This window comes from Brenneria corticis (genome assembly GCF_003115855.1).
GTDB classification, from domain to species: domain Bacteria; phylum Pseudomonadota; class Gammaproteobacteria; order Enterobacterales; family Enterobacteriaceae; genus Brenneria; species Brenneria corticis.
In genome coordinates this window covers 96,268-116,459 of sequence record NZ_KZ819077.1, presented here as the reverse complement: position 1 = coordinate 116,459, position 20,192 = coordinate 96,268, and the positions used below count along the sequence as shown (strand labels likewise).

15 protein-coding genes and 1 pseudogene are annotated in these 20,192 nt (G+C 57.4%); 9 read left to right on the top strand and 7 right to left on the bottom strand.

Annotated features, from left to right (window positions below; genetic code table 11):
• Positions 1 to 49: 49 nt before the first annotated feature.
• Positions 50 to 787, top strand: a complete 738-nt coding sequence (pyrF, locus tag DDT56_RS09815) for an orotidine-5'-phosphate decarboxylase (protein ID WP_136166268.1) — start codon at positions 50 to 52, stop codon at positions 785 to 787.
• Positions 788 to 790: 3 nt separating this feature from the next.
• Entirely contained in the window at positions 791 to 1,120 is a 330-nt protein-coding gene (yciH, locus tag DDT56_RS09810; RefSeq protein ID WP_136166267.1) for a stress response translation initiation inhibitor YciH, read from the top strand.
• Positions 1,121 to 1,162: 42 nt separating this feature from the next.
• Here the strand turns inward: yciH and DDT56_RS09805 are convergent, their stop codons facing one another.
• Complete coding sequence (locus tag DDT56_RS09805) at positions 1,163 to 2,212, bottom strand: ABC transporter permease (RefSeq protein WP_136166266.1); 1,050 nt, start codon at positions 2,210 to 2,212, stop codon at positions 1,163 to 1,165.
• A gap of 53 nt (positions 2,213 to 2,265) precedes the next feature.
• On the bottom strand, positions 2,266 to 3,324 hold the full coding sequence (locus tag DDT56_RS09800) for an ABC transporter substrate-binding protein (RefSeq protein ID WP_136166265.1): 1,059 nt from the start codon (positions 3,322 to 3,324) through the stop codon (positions 2,266 to 2,268).
• A 376-nt stretch (positions 3,325 to 3,700) separates the two neighbouring features.
• Between DDT56_RS09800 and DDT56_RS09795 the strand changes: the two genes are divergently transcribed.
• Together DDT56_RS09795 and DDT56_RS09790 are read left to right on the top strand one after the other, a co-directional pair.
• Complete coding sequence (locus tag DDT56_RS09795) at positions 3,701 to 4,516, top strand: ABC transporter ATP-binding protein (RefSeq protein ID WP_136166264.1); 816 nt, start codon at positions 3,701 to 3,703, stop codon at positions 4,514 to 4,516.
• 20 nt (positions 4,517 to 4,536) lie between these two features.
• Positions 4,537 to 5,067: an OsmC family protein gene (locus tag DDT56_RS09790; RefSeq protein ID WP_136166263.1), complete on the top strand. Its 531-nt coding sequence runs from the start codon at positions 4,537 to 4,539 to the stop codon at positions 5,065 to 5,067.
• A 63-nt stretch (positions 5,068 to 5,130) separates the two neighbouring features.
• On the opposite strand, the gene osmB is transcribed toward DDT56_RS09790, so the two are convergent.
• Positions 5,131 to 5,343 (bottom strand): osmotically-inducible lipoprotein OsmB, encoded by a 213-nt coding sequence (osmB, locus tag DDT56_RS09785; protein ID WP_009112463.1) that lies wholly within the window; start codon positions 5,341 to 5,343, stop codon positions 5,131 to 5,133.
• A gap of 333 nt (positions 5,344 to 5,676) precedes the next feature.
• On the opposite strand from osmB, the gene araD reads away from it, so the two are divergent.
• Positions 5,677 to 6,372, top strand: coding sequence for an L-ribulose-5-phosphate 4-epimerase (gene araD / locus DDT56_RS09780; RefSeq protein ID WP_136166262.1), 696 nt, complete (start codon positions 5,677 to 5,679; stop codon positions 6,370 to 6,372).
• A 65-nt stretch (positions 6,373 to 6,437) separates the two neighbouring features.
• Here araD and DDT56_RS09775 read toward each other — a convergent pair whose 3' ends face one another.
• From DDT56_RS09775 to DDT56_RS09765, 3 genes and pseudogenes are all read right to left on the bottom strand, one after another.
• Entirely contained in the window at positions 6,438 to 8,504 is a 2,067-nt protein-coding gene (locus DDT56_RS09775) for a carbon starvation CstA family protein (protein ID WP_136166261.1), read from the bottom strand.
• Positions 8,505 to 8,746: 242 nt separating this feature from the next.
• Positions 8,747 to 9,665: pseudogene (locus tag DDT56_RS09770) on the bottom strand (aldo/keto reductase).
• 67 nt (positions 9,666 to 9,732) lie between these two features.
• The gene (locus DDT56_RS09765) at positions 9,733 to 11,667 is read right to left on the bottom strand and encodes an exoribonuclease II (protein WP_136166260.1); all 1,935 of its coding nucleotides are present in this window, start codon (positions 11,665 to 11,667) and stop codon (positions 9,733 to 9,735) included.
• Positions 11,668 to 11,943: 276 nt separating this feature from the next.
• Here DDT56_RS09765 and DDT56_RS09760 point away from each other — a divergent pair, with 276 nt between their 5' ends.
• Both DDT56_RS09760 and DDT56_RS09755 read left to right on the top strand, forming a co-directional pair.
• Entirely contained in the window at positions 11,944 to 13,539 is a 1,596-nt protein-coding gene (locus DDT56_RS09760) for a PTS transporter subunit EIIC (protein ID WP_136166376.1), read from the top strand.
• Between the two features lie 34 nt (positions 13,540 to 13,573).
• Positions 13,574 to 14,899, top strand: a complete 1,326-nt coding sequence (locus tag DDT56_RS09755) for a 6-phospho-alpha-glucosidase (protein WP_136166259.1) — start codon at positions 13,574 to 13,576, stop codon at positions 14,897 to 14,899.
• Positions 14,900 to 14,911: 12 nt separating this feature from the next.
• On the opposite strand, the gene DDT56_RS09750 is transcribed toward DDT56_RS09755, so the two are convergent.
• Positions 14,912 to 15,661, bottom strand: coding sequence for a GntR family transcriptional regulator (locus DDT56_RS09750; protein ID WP_136166258.1), 750 nt, complete (start codon positions 15,659 to 15,661; stop codon positions 14,912 to 14,914).
• Positions 15,662 to 16,173: 512 nt separating this feature from the next.
• Here DDT56_RS09750 and DDT56_RS09745 point away from each other — a divergent pair.
• Positions 16,174 to 19,050 (top strand): flavocytochrome c, encoded by a 2,877-nt coding sequence (locus tag DDT56_RS09745; protein WP_136166257.1) that lies wholly within the window; start codon positions 16,174 to 16,176, stop codon positions 19,048 to 19,050.
• A gap of 107 nt (positions 19,051 to 19,157) precedes the next feature.
• Complete coding sequence (locus DDT56_RS09740; protein WP_136166256.1) at positions 19,158 to 20,141, top strand: FAD:protein FMN transferase; 984 nt, start codon at positions 19,158 to 19,160, stop codon at positions 20,139 to 20,141.
• Positions 20,142 to 20,192 lie beyond the last annotated feature (51 nt).

Below are 20,192 nucleotides of genomic sequence, written 5' to 3'. Positions count from 1 at the left end.
TGCGGCGGGAATTTTGAACGCGAACATGGCTAACAGCAACGGGTGACACGTGAAAAACCAGAACAGAGAACGGAATAACCAATCTGCATCATCCCCGATTATTGTGGCGCTGGACTATGCCGATCAAGCGGCGGCGTTGGCGTTTGTCGACCGTATCTCCCCGCGGGATTGCCGGTTAAAAGTCGGCAAAGAGATGTTCACGCTGTTTGGCCCGGCGTTTGTGCAATCGCTCCGGCAGCGGGGTTTTGACGTATTCCTCGACCTGAAATTTCACGATATCCCCAATACCGTCGCCCACGCCGTCGCCGCGGCGGCCGATCTGGGCGTCTGGATGGTGAATGTGCACGCCAGCGGCGGGGCGAGAATGATGATGGCGGCGAAAGACGCGCTATCGCCATTCGCCGGCGATGCGCCGTTATTGACCGCCGTGACGGTGCTGACCAGTATGGAAGCGGAAGATCTGCGCGAGCTGGGCATTACCGCCAGCCCGGCGGAGCAGGCGGAAAGACTGGCGCAGCTGGCCTATAACTGCGGTCTTGACGGCGTGGTCTGTTCCGCCCATGAGGCGCAGAGCCTGAAACGGCTATGCGGCGAACAATTTAAACTGGTTACGCCGGGCATTCGCCCCGCCGGCAGCGACGTCGGCGATCAGCGGCGTATCATGACGCCGCTTCAGGCGCAGCAGGCCGGAGTGGATTATATGGTGATCGGCCGGCCGATTACCCAGTCCGCCGACCCGGCGCAAACGCTGCGCGATATCCGCGCCTCGCTGGCCGCGGAGGAGTGAGAGATGAGTGGTGACGACAACAGCCGCCTGGTGTACTCCACGGAAACCGGGCGTATCAAACCGCAAGAAGAGAAGGCCGCCCCTCCCCGGGGAGACGGCATTGTGCGCATTCAGCGGCAGACCAGCGGACGTAAGGGAAAAGGGGTTTGCGTGATCAGCGGTATCGATCTTGCGGACGCCGCGCTGGATAAGCTGGCGGCCGAATTAAAGAAAAAGTGCGGCTGCGGCGGCGCGGTGAAAGACGGCGCCATCGAAATTCAGGGCGATAAGCGCGACCTGCTCAAACAGCTGCTGGAAGCCAAGGGAATGCGGGTCAAGCTGGCCGGCGGGTGAGGCAGGCGGCGTCGCCCGCCCCCGACGCCTGGACGCGCTCGATCACCACTTGACCGCATCCTTCTGCCAGGCCAGCAGACGATCGCGAATGGCGAACAGCAGCGTTATCAGGGAAGAAAACAGTATCGCCATCACAATCAGCGCGGCGTACATATTGGAGTAGGCCGCCCAGCCCTGCGCCCACTGCAGATACCAGCCCAGTCCCGCTTTTACGCCGATCATTTCCGCGGTAACCAGCACCGAAAAAGAGGCGCCGAGCCCCATAAACAGCCCGGTGAACACGTGCGGCAGCGAGGCGGGGATCGCCACGCGCAGGATCAGAAATCGGGAGTCCGCCCCCAGGGTTCGCGCCACGTCGTAGTAATTTTTATCCACGCTGGCGACGCCGGACCAGGTTAACACCGTTAGCGGGAACCAGCTGGCCAGGGCGATCAAAAAAATCGCCGCGGCAAAGCTGGAGGGAAAAATGTAGAGCGACAGCGGCAGCAGGGCAATGGGCGGAACCGGTCCGAGAAAACGCAGCACCGGATGAACCCAATAGCCCAGTACCTGCGACCAGCCGATGGCCACGCCGGTAATAAATCCCGCGACGCTGCCGAACAGGAACCCCAGCCCCAGCAGCCTGAGCGAATGCAGTACGCTTTCGCCCAGCCGGGCCCAGTCGGTGGCGTAGGCTTCCACCAGCGCATGGGGCGGGGCGAAAAAGGGGACCGGCAACAGGGCGAGTTTCGCCGTCGCGATTTCCCACAGGGTGGTCAGCAACGCCAGCGCAATCAGCCAGCGGCCGCTGTTGCGCACGGTTTTGGTCACCGGCTGGAAAAACAGCCGCAGGCCGGGGAGCCGTTCCAGCAGCGCCAGCGAGAGAATGATTGCCGCAAATACCGCGACGATAATATTGGTTTCGGCGACATAGCGCGGCTTGACGAAGCCGGTGACCTTTTCCGGCCACAGCAGTATCAGCAGCGCCAGCGCCCCCCACAGCAGAGCGGCGATCAGCCCGCTATACCAGAATGGCGAAACGCCGCGAACCTCATTGAGCGCATCCGAGGATGACTGGACGCGACTCTCTGATAAAAGAGATTTATCCGACATAGACTCTCCCGCTAGTCGAAAGTGGTAAATTCACATGTGACCTGCGCGCCGGGTCAGGAATGGGCGTGCTGGGCGTTCCCGGTGGCGTTCAGCACGTCGGGCACATAGTGAACGGCGAAACTTTCGGCATCCGTATCCGGCCGTATCACCTTGATGGTTTTCAGCTCGTTGACATAAAAAGCCACCTCTTTGCGCAGCTGTTCACCGGTTGAGTGATGGTTGTGGGTATGCTCGGTCAGGATGGTGGCGATATCCTGGGCCGGAATATTGCTGGGCAGGTAAGGCGCGAAGATTTCAGCCGTCTCCGTCGGATGGTCGGCCGTCCACTGCTGAGCATCCACGATGGCCTGGGTAATGGCTCTGGCGATCTCGGGCCGCTCGCGTACCAGCGAGCCGCGCAGACCCAGCACGCAGCAGGTGGTATTGGCGTATTCGCCCACCAGATTATTGGAAATCTCCACCAGTTGGTCGTTGCGCTTGATCAGCCATGATTGCGGGTCCTCGCCGGCAATCGCCTGAACTTCCCCCTTGCGCAGCGCTTCGCCGAACAGATCGGCGGGATACTGCACCCAATTCACCTGCCGATCGGGATCGATCCCCTGTTTCGCCAGTTGAATGGCGAAAAAGTTGCGCACCGGGCTGGCCTGATCGGTGACGGCCACCGATTTTCCGGCCAGATCGGCGATGCTGCTGATATTACTGTTGCGCGGCACCAGTAAGCGCATGCAGCCGCCGTGGGTGCCGGCGGTCAGGTTGACATCAAATCCCTGTTCCAGCGGTTTCAGCCAGCGCAGCGCCATACCGATGCCGCCGTCGGCGTGACCGGTGGCGATGGCCTGCAACAGCGCGTCTGTCGGGCCGCTGAAATTCACCGGCTCCACTTTCAGGCCGTATTTTTCAAACAGTCCCTGTCTTAGCGCCACGGAGATGGGCGCCTGGCAGACCGCCGTCTGGCCCCATGCCAGTTTTACGGTGGTGAGCGCGGCGTTTTGCGCCGGGGCGGCAGGCGGCGCGCCCAGCGCGGGAAATGCGCTCAGTCCGGCCGCGGCGCCGGCCACACCCAGTGACGCCAGAAAGCGTCGTCTTGAAAGTAAAAATGCGCGATCAGACATAAACATGCCCCTTGTTTTTAAATGTCTTTAGATAAACTATGTTGCTCTTGAAAGGATGATACCGGCTATATGTCCTTATAAAATGTCATTTAGCGGGAAATAATAAATAACTTTATGTAATTTAATATGCTGAAATATTTATAACGACTCGGTGTTATTATTTTTGTGACTAATTTAACGTTATTAATACATCTGGCGTTATCTGGCAATGCTTATTCATAATTATGCTACCTAAAACAGAACGCTTTATTCTATCCTGAGACCAGGATAAAGTTTTCCGGCGCTGGCTAATGAATTTATTTTCATGCAAACGTCAACGTCTCAACGTCATTGTTTTTATTTAACGGAAATGATTATTTTCGGGAGTGTACTCGATATGGCCATTACTCATGCCGCCGCCAGCGCCTATAAGGAAAATTTATCCGGATTAAATTTAGAGGTTAATCACGTCAGCCACGCGTTCACCCTGGAAGGCAGTATTCTGCCGGTGCTGAACGATGTCTCTATTTCGGTGGCGCCGGGTGAGTTTATCGCGCTGCTGGGGCCTTCCGGCTGCGGCAAGTCTACCTTGCTGCGCCTGATCGCCGGTCTGGAAACACCGTTGCAGGGGCAACTGCTGGCCGACGGAGAGCCCATCACCCGGCCCGATCCCTCCAGGGTGGTGGTATTCCAGGACCCGACGCTGTACCCATGGCGCACCGTCTGGCAGAACGTCGCGCTGGGACTTCAGGCGCGCGGGGAACTGGATGAGGCGGGGAAACAGCGCGTCGATCGCTTTTTGCAGCATGTCGGGCTGGATCAGTTCGCCCGCGCCTGGCCGCGCCAGCTATCGGGCGGCATGGCGCAGCGCGCCTCGCTGGCCAGGGCTCTGGTGAACAAGCCGCGTCTGCTGATTCTGGATGAGCCCCTCGGCAAACTGGATTCCCTGACCCGCATTCGCATGCAGGGGGAATTGCTCAGTCTGTGGCAGGAAAGCGGCTACAGCGCGCTAATGGTGACGCACGATGTGGAAGAGGCGCTGTTGCTGGCCAATAAAGTGGTCGTTTTCAGCCCGCGTCCGGCGCGTATTCTGCAAACCATCGAGGTGACCTTGCCTTATCCGCGCCGCCGTAACGATCCTCACCTGGTTGAGCTGCGTACCCAGGTGCTGGAATTACTGGGAATGGAAAACAATATTGAACCGACCGCGTAATATTTTAACAAGGAGTGACGATGAGCGACCTGAATGAATATCTGGCGCAAAAAAGGGCGGCGCTGTTAATTCGCAATGCCCGCGATCCGGCAACGATAAAACCGGAGACGATTACCGCCCGTGCCACGGCGGAAGGACGCAGCGGGATTCGGCATATTCGTATTCGCGAACATCATATTATCAGCGACAGCCCGCCGGATTTCGCCGGATATAATCTTGGTCCCGCTTCCCCGGAAATTTTTATCGGTTCGTTATCCAGCTGCCTGACGCATATATTTCTGATTCATGCGGCAGATCGACAGATTCCGCTTTCCCGCCTGGAAGTTGAAGTGCAGGCGGATGTTGATTTACGCGCCGGAAAAGAGGGTTATGAAGATATTCCCTTTTATCCTTTTAACCTGCGCTATACGGTGGAAATAGATTCGTCGGCCGACGAAGCGGAAATTACCGCTCTGCATCAGGCGGTGGAAACCTGGTGTCCGGTGTTGAATCTGATTAAACGGCCGCAGCCGCTGGAAGGGACTATCCGCTATCGGCACGTCGCCGCCTGACGGAAAATGAAATGGAGCATTGCAGCTCCATTTCATAAAAAACGATGATGGTGATTTGGACGCTTAATCAACCTGACGGCCGATAATTCCCCCGATGGCGGCGCCGCCCAGCGTGCCTAACGTGCCGCCGTCGGTTAAAATGGCCCCGCCGACCGCGCCCGCGCCCGCGCCAATCGCGGTATTACGGTCACGCTTGGACATATTCGAGCAGCCGGCCAGCGCCACTGACAGTACGATGGCTAAAGCCGCGCTGGTAAATTGTTTGTTCAGTTTCATATTTTCCCCTTTCACTCTCGACCTCACCCTTTTATTCAGTGAGGAATATCGTAATGCAACACTTTTACCGCATTAAATAAGCGTACAGCGCCTTCCGTGGCCTGGTGACAAGTATAATGCTCGGTAAAAATCGCAACAGGTAAAAAATCTTAATTCCCTTACGTTACGATAACGATAGCAATATTTGGTAAAGATGGTTGTTTTTTAACCGCTGGAATGAAAATAAATAGTGAGTTATAGCAGAACGCTGCCGGATCTTTAGCGATTTAGCCCATAGCGGCGCTGCCCAGCGGCCGGGAGAATGGCGTTAATACACCATTGAGAGGGCGGACAATGTTAGATGAACTCAGGCGGCAGGTACTGGAAGCCAATCTGGCATTGCCGCAGCACCGGTTGGTGACATTTACCTGGGGAAACGTCAGCGCGGTGGACAGGGCGCAAGGACTGATGGTGATTAAGCCGTCCGGGGTCGAGTATGCCGCGATGACCGTGGATGATATGGTGGTGGTTGAGCTGGAGAGCGGCAACGTGGTCGCCGGGACGAAAAAACCCTCTTCCGATACCGATACCCACCGGGTGCTGTACCTGGAGTTCCCCGCCATTGGCGGTATAGTTCATACCCATTCCCGCCATGCCACCATCTGGGCGCAGTCCGGCCGGGATATTCCCGCCTGGGGCACCACTCATGCCGATTATTTTTATGGCGCCGTTCCCTGTACCCGTTTAATGACGGATGAGGAAATTAACGGGCGCTATGAATGGCAGACCGGCCGGGTCATTGTGGAAACCTTTCATTCCCGCCGGCTTTCCCCGACGGATATTCCGGCGGTGCTGGTGAATGCGCACGGTCCTTTTGCCTGGGGAAAAGACGCCGCCGGCGCGGTGCATAACGCCGTGGTGCTGGAGGAGATTGCCTATATGGGCCTATTCTCGCGCCAGTTAACGCCGGATCTGGACGCCATGCAGCAAACGCTGCTGGATAAGCATTACCTGCGCAAACACGGTAAAAACGCCTACTACGGGCAATAAGCGCCGCAAAAATAATCCCTCCGTTGCGGAGGGATTTTGCAGGGGCGGAATACTAAACGCCTTGCTTAACCATGCGGCGCTTCCTCGCGGAATACGGCCGGCGTTTCCTGAGCCGTCGGCTTCTCGCTTTTCAGCGCGCGGCGGATGATAAACAGCGCCGATATCAGCATGGTGACGGCGACCAGCATAAAGAACCCGCACAGCGCGGCGTTAATCTGGTTGCTGAATACGATGGTCTCCATATCCTTGATGGTTTTGGCCGGGGCGATCAGCGTGCCTTGCTCAATACCGGCGGAGAAACGCCTGGCCTGAGCCAGAAAGCCGATGTTGGCCTGTTCATGGAAAATTTTCTGCCAGCCGGCGGTCATCGAGGTAATGAACAGCCAGATGGTCGGCAGGATGGTCACCCAGGCATAGCGCTGTTTTTTCATTTTGAACAGCACCACGGTGCCGAGAATCAACGCCATGGACGCCAGCATCTGGTTGCCGATGCCGAACAGCGGCCACAGGGTGTTGATGCCGCCCAGCGGATCGATAACCCCCTGATAGACGAAGAAACCCCAGCCGGAGACGGCGACGGTGGTGCCCGCCAGGTTGCCCAGCCACGAATGGCTGTTCGCCAGCCGGGGGATCACCACGCCCACCAGATCCTGCACCATAAAGCGGCAGGCGCGGGTGCCGGCGTCCACGGCGGTCAGAATAAACAGCGCTTCAAAAAGAATGGCGAAGTGATACCAGAACGCCATCATCGCCCGGCTGTTAAAGATTTCGGTAATGATGTAGGCCATCCCCACGGCGAAGGTGGGCGCGCCGCCCGCGCGGGACAGCACCGAGGCCTCGCCCACGTCTCTGGCAATCTCGGAAAGCGCTTCCGGCGTAATGACGAATCCCCAGCTATTAATCACCTGCGAGGCGTTTTCCACCGTGGTGCCGATCAGCGCCGCCGGCGAGTTCATGGCGAAATAAACGCCGGGTTCAATCACCGAGGCGCAGATTAACGCCATGATGGCCACAAAGGACTCCATCAGCATGGCGCCGTAGCCGATAAAGCGGATATGGCTCTCGCGCTCCACCAGTTTCGGCGTGGTGCCGCTGGAAACCAGCGCATGGAAACCGGAAATCGCGCCGCAGGCGATAGTAATAAACAGGAAAGGAAACAGGCTGCCGGAGAATACCGGGCCGCTGCCGTCGATAAAGCGGGAAACGGCGGGCATTTTCATCTCCGGCATGGCGAAGACGATGCCCACCGCCAGCCCGACGATGACGCCGATTTTCAGAAAGGTGGAGAGATAATCACGCGGCGCCAGCAGCAGCCACACCGGCAGCACGGAGGCGATAAAACCGTAAATCACCAGCGCCCAGGTCAGCGAGGTGCCTTTTAAGGTGAAGAAGGGGCCCCAGTACGGATGCGCGGCGATATTGCCGCCATAGACAATCGCCAGCATCATCAGCACGAAACCGATAAGCGATATCTCGGCGATTTTCCCCGGACGCAGGAAGCGCATATAAACGCCCATAAACAGAGCGATCGGAATGGTCGCTGCAATGGTGAACAGACCCCAGGGGCTGTCCGCCAGCGCTTTTACCACCACCAGCGCCAGCGCCGACAGGATAATGATCATCACCCCCAACGCCCCAAGCATGGTAATTACCCCGGCAAAGGCGCCCAGCTCCTGTTTAGCCATTTCTCCCAGAGAACGCCCGTCGCGGCGGGTGGAGATAAACAGCACCAGAAAATCCTGCACCGCGCCGGCAAGCATTACGCCGACTAAAATCCAGATGGTGCCGGGCAGAAACCCCATCTGCGCGGCGAGGATCGGGCCGACCAGCGGGCCGGCGCCGGCAATGGCGGCAAAATGGTGACCGAACAGCACCCATTTATTGGTGGGAACATAGTCCAGGCCGTCGTTATGGCGCTCCGCCGGCGTCAGACGCCGGTCATCGAGTTCAAAAACTTTCTTGGCGATAAACAGACTGTAGAAACGATAGGCAATGCTGTAACAGGATACGGAGGCAACCACCAACCACACGGCATTCACGTGCTCACCGCGGCTCAGGGCCAGCATGGCGAAAGCGGTAGCGCCCGCCAGACCGACCAATAGCCAGATCACGATGCTCTTGACGTTATTCATAACAACGGCTCCTTCGGTATTCAGGAAGATATGTCGCACGAGTGTTAAGGCAATTTAACAATAGTGGGTTTGTTGCCGAAGAGAAGCGGGCGGATATGAAAATGTGAGCAACCATAAATTTCTGTAAAGAAATTTAAACGAGCGGACGATTACTCGCTGAAAAACAGCGTGAAAGAGGGGGATAGCACGGAATTTTCTGCCGTAAGCAAGCCCTGTGGTTAATCACAGGGCTGACAACCGGTTTAAGGAAGAACGTTACCCGCCGCGCGGTAGATCTCATACCACTCGTCGCGGCTCAGCCGCAGCTCGGAGGCGAGCGCGATATCCTGGATGCGCGCAGGGTTCATACTGCCGACGATCGCCTGCATATCGGCCGGGTGACGCAAGATCCAGGCGATGGCGATGGTGGTGTTTTTAACCTGATACTGACCGGCGATACGGTCGATAACGGCGTTCAGCTCAGGAAATTTTGCGTTATCCAGAAAAACGCCTTCGAAGAAACCGTATTGAAAAGGCGACCATGCCTGGATGGTCATATCGTGCAGCCGGCTATATTCCAGAATGGCCCCGTCGCGATCGGCGGCGGACGCATTGGTCATGTTGACGTTAAAGCCCGCGTCAATCATGCCGGTGTGCATAATGCTGAACTGAAGCTGATTGGCGATCAACGGCTGGCGCACCGCTTTTTTAAGCAGTTCGATTTGCAGCGGATGCTGATTACTGACGCCGAAATAACGCACTTTGCCGCTTTTTTCCAGCGCATCGAAAGCGCCGGCCACCTCGTCGGGTTCGAACAGGGTATCCGGACGATGCAGCAGCAGGGCGTCAAGGTAGTCGGTTTTTAAGCGCCGCAGGCTGCCTTCCACCGAGGAGATGATGTGCTCTCGGGAAAAATCGAAAAAGCCTTTGCGGATGCCGCATTTCGATTGCAGCAGGATAGCGTCGCGGCTGACGCCGGTTTTCCGCAATCCGGCGGCAAAAATCTCTTCTGATTTCCCCGTACCGTAAATATCGGCATGATCGAAAAAAATCGATTCCGGCATCAATCGAGGCCCGAATTACGGCGGCGGCCTGATCCGGCGTTTGCGAATCCATTCTCATGCAGCCTAGAGCAATGTTCGACGCGCGTAAGCTGGATGCGCCTATTGTGATTTTTTTCACCTGCAATCTCCTGCTATAGAAAAACATGTCGTGGCCGGCTCACGAATGAGCCGGCGACAAAGGAACATTATGCGGCGGGTTTGGCGATGATGCTACGGGTGGCGAGGCGAACCTCGGCAATAACCACATCCAGGGTATCGCCCTGACGGTAAACCTCTTCACCTTTTACCAGCACCGTGCCGTTCTCCTGGCTGCATACCAGTTCGTCGCGCACGGCGTGGACAAAGGAGGAGGGAATAAACGCCACCGCGCCGTTATCCAGCAGGCGAACGCGCAGGCCGCCGCGGGTGACATCGATGATTTCCGCCGGGAAGCGGGCGCTGGTGCCGGCCTTATCATTCAGGAAACGGGCATAGAGCCAGTCGCCGACGTCCCGCTCGGCCATGCGGTTAAGGCGGCGGCGCTCGGAGAGCTGCACGGTCACTTCATCCTGAGGTTTCTCCGCCGGCTGCCCGGCGATCAGCGCTTTCAGCAGGCGATGGTTGACCATATCGCCATACTTGCGAATCGGCGAGGTCCAGGTGGCGTAGGCTTCCAATCCCAGTCCGAAATGCGGCCCCGGCGTGGTGCTGACTTCGGCGAATGACTGGAAGCGGCGGATGCGGCTGTCCAGGAACGGCGTGGGCTGCGCGTCCAGTTCGCGGCGCAGGGCGCAGAAACCGTCGAGGGTCAGCAATGACTGCGCATCGGTCTGCACGCCAAACGAATCCAGTACCGCCACCGCCTGTTCGACGGACGCCGGATCAAAGCCGTTATGGACGTTGTAGATGCCGAATCCCAGTTTGTCGCGCAGCACCACGGCCGCGCAGACGTTGGCGGCGATCATCGCCTCTTCGACGATGCGGTTGGCGATGCGCCGCGGTTCGACGACGATATCCAGCACTTCGCCTTTTTCGCCCAGCAGGAAGCGGTAGTCCGGGCGGTCTTTGAATACCAGCGCATGCGTCTTGCGCCATTCGCCGCGCGCCAAACAGACGCGCTGCAGCAGGCGAATTTGTTGCGCAATGGCGTCGCTCGGCGGCTGCCATTCGCCTTGCTGTTCCAGCCAGTCGGATACGTCGTCATAGGCCAGCTTGGCTTTGGATTCTATCCAGGCGGCGAAGAAGCGAATGTCGTCCCCCAACGTGCCGTCGGCGGCGATGGTGACGCGGCAGGCGAGAACCGGACGGCGTTCGTCGGCGCGCAGCGAGCAGATGTCGTCGGACAGCTGGCGCGGCAGCATCGGAATATTGAAGCCGGGCAGGTAATTGGTGAAGGCGCGCTGGCGGGCGATGTTGTCCAGTTCGCTGCCGGCTTCGACGTACGCGGTGGGATCGGCGATGGCGATAGTCAGCAGCAGCGAGCCGTCGCCGTTGTCCTGTACGTACAGCGCATCATCCATATCTTCGGTGGTGGCGCTGTCGATGGTGACGAAGTTCAGGGCGGTGAGATCTTCGCGCGCCAGCGCGCCATCGTTGAGCTCGCTGGTTGCGGCGTCCGGCGCCGCGCGTTCCAGATTATGACGTGACAACGTCACCCACCACGGCGCCAGCGGATCGTCGCCGGTGGTGATGTACTGGGTCAATTCGGCATGAAAACCGCGGTCGCCCTTGAGCGGGTGGCGGCGCATTTCCGCCACCGCCCAGTCGCCGTCCTGAAACTGATGGCCGAGGTCGCGGGCGGGGCGGCAGCCGATGGCCTCTTTCAATAAAGGATGGTCGGGAATAATCGCTAAACGATCGTCTTTTTTCTGAACGCGGCCGACAAAGCGGCTCAGGAAAGGCTCAATCAGCTTTTCCGGCTCGACGATTTCGCGATCTTTATCGGTGTGCAGCGTGGCGCTGATGCGGTCGCCGTGCATCACTTTTTTCATCTGCGGCGGCGGAATGAAATAGCTTTTTTGTCCGTCAGCTTCCAGAAAGCCAAACCCTTTGTCAGTGCCTTTGACGACACCTTCAACCCGTGGCGTCTGCGAATGAAGTTGCTGTTTTAGCTGTGCAAGCAGCGGATTATCTTGAAACATAGCGTCCAGAAATACGGTTGTAAGTAGCTCGATTAGCGGCTGACAGTTTTACGCGAATCGGGGGCCGGCGGCAAGCTTGATGTGCGGATGATCCGGCGTACGGATAGGCCGCTTGCGGCGCGCCGGGCCGTTGGCGACGGCGCGATAGCTGGTGATGAATTATTGAGGAAAATGTGACCAGGCGCAAACTGTGAATTTTTTGTCTAGTTGTATAGACAAATAGTGCCGTTTTCCAGCTATTACTTAACCAGTAGCGGAAAACAGGAAGGGCAAGTGATGAAAGATTTGGGCAATAAGGTTCATGCATTCGGCAAAGCGCTGATGATGCCGATTTCGGTGATCGCCGCCGCCGGGATTTTCCTGGGACTGGCGGCGGCGATGCAAAACCCGGCCATCACCGGCGATGCCTTCGCGGAGATGAAAATCCCCCAGCTGATCATCGGCTTTATTCGCCAGATTGCCGGCGCGCTGTTTGCCAACCTGCCGCTGTTTTTCGCCGTCGCCAGCGCCATCGGCCTGGCGAACGCCGAGAAGACGACGGCGGCGTTCGCCGCGGTGATCGGCTTTATTTCCATGCACGTCGGGGTTAAGGCGACGCTTACCGCGCAAAACCTGACGCCCGCCACCACCGCCGTCGATGCGCTTACCGCGGCGGGGATGGACCACACCGCCGCGCTGATGTACGCCGCCGAATTCACCCAAACGCTGGGGATCTTCACCTATAACATGAGCGTACTGGGCGGGGTGATCGCCGGGGTGCTCACCGCGCTGCTGCACAACCGCTTCTACACCATTGAACTGCCCACGGCCATCAGCTTTTTTGGCGGGCGGCGCTTTGTGCCCATCATCACCGTGGTCTGTCTGCCGCTGGTGGGCGTCGGGCTGGCGCTGATCTGGCCGACCATCGGCCAGGGCATCGCCTGGGTGGGGGAACTGATCGGCCACAGCGGGCAGTACGGCGCGTTTCTGTACGGTTTTTCAGAACGCATTCTGATCCCGACGGGGCTGCATCATATTCTGAATGAAACGGTGCGTTTTACGCCGATTGGCGGCATCGCCACCATTGATAATCAAACGGTGGTGGGCGCGCTGAATATCTTTAACGCGTCGCTGACGAACCCCGGCGCGGTGAGCGATGACGCTATTCGCGAAGCAACCCGCTTTCTCGCCCAGGGCAAGATCCCCATCATGATGTTCGGTCTGCCGGGGGCGGCGCTGGCGATGTATCACTGCGCGCGGCCGAAGCACAAAAAGCGGGTAAAGGCGCTGGTGCTGGCCGGGGCGCTGGCCTCGTTCACCACCGGCATCACCGAACCGCTGGAATTCTGCTTTATTTTTGTCTCGCCGCTTTTATATCTGATCCACGCCGTACTGAGCGGGCTCTCCTTTATGCTGATGTCCGTTCTGCATCTGATGATCGGCAACATTCAGGGCGGAGCGATCGATCTGGTGGTGTTCGGCATGCTGGGCGGCGCGGAAACCCGCTGGTGGTACGCCGTGCTGCTGGGAGGGATTTACTTCCTGGCCTACTACTTCATCTTCAAGCTGGTTATCCGTCGGATGAACGTCGAGACGCCGGGACGGGAGTCGGAAGAGCAGTCGCCGGAAGCCACCGCCGTCAGCGCCGACCAGCGCACGCAAAACATCATCGCCGGACTGGGCGGCGAGAGCAATATCGCCGAGGTGGATTGCTGCTTTACCCGTCTGCGCGTGCAGGTAAAAGACATGACGCTGGTGGTGGACAAGACCTTGATGACCACCGGCGCCAACGGCATCAAGCGGGTTAACGAGCATAACATCCAAGTTATTTACGGTCCGAAAGTGGAGAAAATCGCCAATGACGTCAAAACCGCGCTTGGCGTGACAGGGTAACCTTTCTTTCAATCAAACCAAACAGGATAGGGCTATGACAAAGCGGTACAGCATGGTAATCGTCGGGGGCGGATCGACCTGGACGCCGGGTCTGCTGAAAGCGTTGTGCAAACGCCAGGCCACGTTCCCGCTGCGGCGGCTGGTAATGTATGACGTCGACGCCGGGCGGCAGGCGGTGATTGGCGAGTTCGCCCGGCTATTGTTTAGCGAAGAGTACCCGCAGGTGGACTTTTCCTACACCACCGATGTGGAAGAGGCGTTCCGCGAGGTGGATTTTGTTTTCTGCCAGATGCGCACCGGCGGTTATGCCATGCGCGAAAAGGACGAGAAGATCCCGCTGTCGCTGGGGGTTATCGGACAGGAGACCTGCGGTCCCGGCGGTTTCGCCTATGGCATGCGCTCCATCGGCGACATGATTGAACTGGTGCAGAACGTCCGAGCCCGTTCGCCGGACGCGTGGATCCTTAATTACACCAATCCGGCGGCGATCGTCGCCGATGCGCTGCGGGTGAAATTTCCCCACGATCGGCGCATCCTCAATATTTGCGACCAGCCGGTCAATCTGCTGCGTTCCTATGCCCGGCTGCTGGGGCGCGACGCCGATGAGTTCGAACCGGTCTACTTCGGTCTTAACCATTTCGGCTGGTTTACCCATTTGTATGACCGGCAGGGAACGGACCTGCTGCCGCAGTTGCAAGAGATTATTCTCAATCAGGGGTTTAAACCGGCGGATGCGGAGCAGCGCGATCGCTCCTGGCTGGACACCTATGCGGTGGTGGCCGACATGATGCGCGATTTCCCCGACTATCTGCCCAACACCTATCTGCAATACTACCTCTATCCCGAGTATAAGCTGAGCAAGCTGGACCCGAACTATACCCGCGCCAACGAAGTGATGGCCGGAAGGGAGAAGCGGGTATTTGAAACCTGCCGCGCCGCGGTGCAGGCCGGCACCACCAAAGACGCCAGCGTAGTGCATAACGACGCCCACGGCGACATGATCGTCGAGGTCGCGGAGTCGATCGCCGGCAACCAGCGGCGGATTTTTGTGGTGATTGTGGAAAACAACGGCCTGATAAACAATCTGGATGACAGCGCGATGGTGGAAGTGGCCGCCACGTTGGGCATCAACGGTCCGCGCCCCTTCGGCGTCGGCCCCATTCCGACCTTCTACAAGGGAATGATCGAGCAGCAGTTCGCCTATGAGCGCCTGACGGTCGAGGCCTGGTTTGAAGGCTCTTATCACAAGGCGTTGCAGGCGCTGACCCTTAACCGGCTGGTGGTGGACGCCAAAAAAGCCCGCCAGGTGCTGGATGCGCTGATTGAAGCCAACAAAGGCTATTGGCCGCAGCTGAAGTAGCCGCCGGGGAGATTATAGCGCCAGCAGCGGACGCGGCGGCGCGTCGAGCGTAAAGGTATAGTGCCGCTGGTTGTAATAGACGTTCGACAGCTCAAAGGGAACGCCGTTGGCGAAAAAGGCGATCACGCTGGCGCGCAGCACCGGTTCATCGCGCGCCAGCCCCAGCGCTTCGCGTATTTCGGTGGAGGGGAGCTCGGCAAAAATCTGTTTATGGCTGCCGACGGCGTCATAGCCTTTTGACTTGAGGTAAGCATATTTCGACTGACTGAGCGCCTGGGCGTTCAGGTCGGGAAACAGCGCCTGATTCATCCAGGATTGTTCATACACAAAGGGCGTGCCGTCAATCAGCCGCAGGCGCAGCATATAGTGAACCGCGGCCTGCTCAGGCACCTGAAGCGCGCCGGCGACCTCCGGCGTCGCGGGTTGCTGGGAAAAATGCAGCAAACGATTGACGATCTTGCGCCGGACGCTGCTGGCGACCTCGCTGGACGTCAGGTGCTGATCCAGCGGCAGTTGAACTTTGACGCGGGTATCCGGCCGGGCGACAAAGGTGCCGCGGCCGCGAAAACGTTCGACCAGTCCCTGTCTGACCAGATAATCCACCGCTTTGCGCGCCGTCATGCGCGAAACCTGATATTGCCGGCACATTTCCGCTTCGGTGGGCAATGGATCGCCGGGCCGCAGCGCGTTTTCACGGATCTGGCGGCTTAGAATCTGCTCGATTTGCAGATAAAAAGGGATAAAAGAGTGTTTATCAATCATCGGATACGGCTCTCCCTAACTGCCCAGTCTGAATAGTATAGGCGGGTAGTTATCTATACAAGGACTGCGTCCCATTGATTAATATTAATGCGGCGGCGGCGATATAATAACCAGCCGTCCGGCGAAAATATCATTAGCCATACATTATTTGTGCTTATTTTATATCCGTACAAAAAATGTTGTTAAATAGCGCGGCATAACAATTATCCGCTTATGCATTATATTTCTGCGATATTTTCGTGATTAATAATGCTATTTAAGTTGGTAGCAAGATAAATAAATGTTAATAAAAAATAGCGAATATTAATTTTAAAAACAATTGCGCCAATAACCCTGCGAAAAGTGATTCTATCCGGCAGTTAAAATAGTAAAAAAACGTATTTTTACATTAAAAAAAAACACATAATTAGCTCGAAAACTATCAGCTAATATAACTAATTACCATAAAAATCATGGCTGCGTTACCGATTTCTTTTTGAGCAATTTTTTTATTTTTAAGTGGAGCGTTCGCTATGAAGAATACGACGAATAGTAACCAGGACTTATTAAATTCTTTCACCTTGCCAAACGGCATCGCGCTGAAAAATAGGGTGGTTATGGCGCCGATGACCACCTGTAGCGGCTTTTTTGACGGCAGCGTGACCAAAGAGCTGGTGGAATATTATCAGGCCCGCGCGGGAAGTATCGGCACGGTTATTGTGGAGTGCTGCTTTGTGGATGACCGTGGACTGGCTTTCCCAGGGGCGATAGGAATAGACCACGACGATAAAATCGCCGGGCTGGCGAAGATTGCGACGGCGATTAAAGAAAAAGGATCGAAGGCGATACTGCAAATTTATCACGGCGGGCGCATGGTGGAGCCGCGCTTTATCGGCGGCGCCGCGCCGGTGGCCCCCAGCGCCGTGGCCGCGCCGCGCGCCGGCGCGGCGGTTCCCGAGGCGCTGAGCGGGGACGAGGTCGAGGCGATGGTCGCCAAGTTCGGCGATGCGGTATACCGCGCCATTCAGGCCGGCTATGACGGCGTGGAAATTCACGGCGCCAATACCTACCTTATTCAGCAGTTCTATTCTCCCAATTCCAATCACCGCACCGATAAATGGGGCGGCAGCCGGGATAATCGCGCGGCGTTTCCGCTGGCCGTGCTGGATATCACCCATGATATGGTTAATAAGTATGCGGGCGGCGCGTTTATTATCGGTTATCGCTTCTCGCCGGAAGAAATAGAAGAGCCCGGCATTCGTTTTGACGATTCGCTGTATCTGCTGGAGAGACTGGCGGAAAAAGGTTTGCACTACGTGCACTTCTCCATGGGGCATATTTTGCGCCCGTCCATCGTCGAGACCGGCGACCCTACGCCGTTGATTAAAAAATATCTCGCCCGACGCTCGGCGCGGCTGGCCGCTATTCCGGTAATCGGCGTCGGCGAAGTGGTTAATAAAACGGATGCCGAAACGGCGCTGGAATGCGGCTATGACCTGGTCGCCGTGGGCCGCGGCTGTATCGCTTATCCGGACTGGATTGAACAGATTGCCGACCGGGAAAAAATCGATCTTTATATCCCCAGCGACCAGCGCGAAGCATTAACGATCCCTGAACCGCTGTGGCGTTTTTCGCTGGTGGAAGCGATGATCCGCGACGTCAATTTAGTCGGGAAGAAATTCAACGCCGGGACTTATCAGGAAAAAGTCCAGGATGAAAACGGCGAGCTGACGGTTAATATCAGCTTTGAAGCAGAGCGGATAAAAAATATCGCGCTGGAAGACGACGCCGATATTGACGATTCGCTGATGATAAGTTTTGAAATCATTCGCGAGCGGATTCTGGACACCAACAGCCCGCACGTTGATGCGGTAACCGGCGCGACCACGCAGAGCGAAGCGATTAAAAAAGCCGTCACCAAGGCGATGGTAAAATCCTGCAAGGACGCGATTATCGCCGAAGGCGGCAACCCGGATGCGAGCCTGACGGCCGATGTGGTGGTGATCGGCAGCGGCGGCGCCGGACTGGCGGCGGCGATTCAGGCCAGCGAAGAGGGCGCGCGCGTCATTATCGTCGAGAAAATGCCGGTTATCGGCGGCAATACCATTAAAGCCTCCGCCGGAATGAACGCCGCCGGAACGGTATTCCAGAAAATCAAAGGGATTGAGGACAGCCAAACCCTTTTCTATAACGAAACCCTGAAAAGCGGCAAGCATAAAAATAACCCCGACCTGGTGAAATATTTCGTCGAGCACGCGCCGCGCGCCGTTGACTGGCTCGCCAGACACGATATTGAACTTAGCGACATTACCACCACCGGCGGCATGAGCGTTGACAGAACGCACCGGCCGGCCAACGGGGCGGCCGTCGGCGGTTATTTAATCAGCGGGCTGATTAAAAACCTCAACAAAAACAATATTGACGTGCTGCTGGATACCTCGGTAACAGAAATCATCCGCGAGCAGGGTAAGGTCGTCGGCGTCAGAATCATCAATGACGAGCATGAGGAGAAAGTCATCTCCGCTAAAGCCGTTATCGTCGCGACGGGAGGATTCAGCGCCAATGAGCAGATGGTGGTCAAATATCGTCCCGATCTGAATGGCTACGTCACCACCAATCATAAGGGCGCCACCGGCGGCGGTATTCGCCTGCTGGAAAACATCGGCGCGGCCACGGTTGATATGGGAGAAATCCAGACCCATCCGACGGTGGAGCAAACCACCTCTTATCTGATCTCGGAATCGATCCGCGGCGGCGGCGCCATTCTGGTTTCCCAGCGCGGGGAGAGATTCTTCAACGAGCTGGATACCCGCGACAACGTTTCGGCGGCGATCGTTAACCTGCCGGAGAAATACGCCTATATCCTGTTCGATCAGCAGGTGAGAAACAGAAATATGGCGGTGGAGGAGTATGTGGCGCAGGGCCTGGCGGTAAGCGGCGATAGCGTCGGCGAGCTGGCGCAACGGATCGGCGTCGACGCCCATACGCTGCAACAGACGCTTGAGCGCTACAACAGCTTCGTCGGCCAGAAACGCGACGATGATTTTGGCCGCGTGACGGGCATGCGCGATCCGCTGAACCAGGCGCCTTACTACGCCATTAAAGTCGCGCCGGGCGTGCACCACACCATGGGCGGCGTGGCGATCGATGCCGGCGCCGCAGTGCTGGATAGCCATCATAACGTCATTCCCGGCGCCTACGCCGCCGGGGAAGTGGTCGGCGGTATTCACGGCGCCAACCGTATTGGCGGCAATGCGGTGGCGGATATCATTATTTTCGGTATCCAGGCCGGCAAACGGGCGGCGGCCTACGCCAGATCGCCGGATAATGCGCGGGCAACCGACGCCGGGAATAGCGCCGCAAAAGCGCCCGGCGCGGCGCAGAAACAGCCGGTGCTGATTGAGGACTGATTAGTGCGGCAGAGCGCGTCCGCCAGGGCGCCTCTCCGTTCGGACCTCTTTTGCGGGCGGTGCGCCACGCAGCGCCTGAATAACATCGGCTATCTGACTTCGGCATAATGACATCGGTAAATAATATCTATTCCTACTCCGCCCGGCTGATGGGAAGCCCCATTTTATTAAAACTGTTTGTTCGTGACGAAACGGCGGTCAGGCGGGTATTCCAGCGCATCAAACGGCTGGAAGACCTGCTGACCGTTAATCGCGCGCACTCGGAAGTGATGAGCATCAATCACGCGGCGGGTAAAGGCTTCGTTGCGGTCAGCCCCGTGGTGTTCCAACTGATTAAGCGCGCCAGAGAAATCAGCCTGATTAACGACGGCTGTTTTAATTTCACCATCGGCCCGGTGGTGAAACTGTGGAAAATCGGCTTTGACGGCCGCGCGGTTCCCGCCGCGGCGGCAATAGAAAAGGCGCTGGCGCTGACCGATCCGGCCAGCGTTTTGCTCAATGAGGAGCAGTGCGCCGTTTTTCTGCCGACCGCGGGGATGGAGATCGATTTAGGCGCCATCGCCAAGGGATATATCGCCGATCTGGCGAGAGATTTGATCCGTCAGCACGGTATTCATCATGCGCTTATCAATCTGGGGGGCAACGTGCTGGCGCTGGGCGGATCCTTGACGGATGGGCGAGGGCAGTGGGGCGTGGGGCTGCAAAAACCGTTCGCCGAACGCGATGATCTGCTTGGCGTTATCCGCGTGAACGGCAAATCCGTGGTGACGTCCGGCGTCTATGAGCGATTTTTCACCGTTGACGAGCGGATCTATCACCATATCCTGGATCCGCGCAGCGGCTATCCGCTGGATAACGAACTGCATAGCGTCACGGTTATTTCAGACAACTCCATCGACGGCGATAGCTATACCACGCTGCTGTACGGCATGGGCGTCGCGGCCGGAATCGACTATTTACGCGCCAGAGCGGATATCGAGGCCATCTTTGTCACCAAAGATAAACGGATCGTTCTTTCTTCGCGGCGTCACTACGATTTCGAACGGCTGGACGACGACTACGAATTAATTTGCGCCGACGGCGAGGAGTAAGCTCCTGCCTGCGCAGGAATGGCGGAGGCGGCAAACCCCACGTGGACGCGC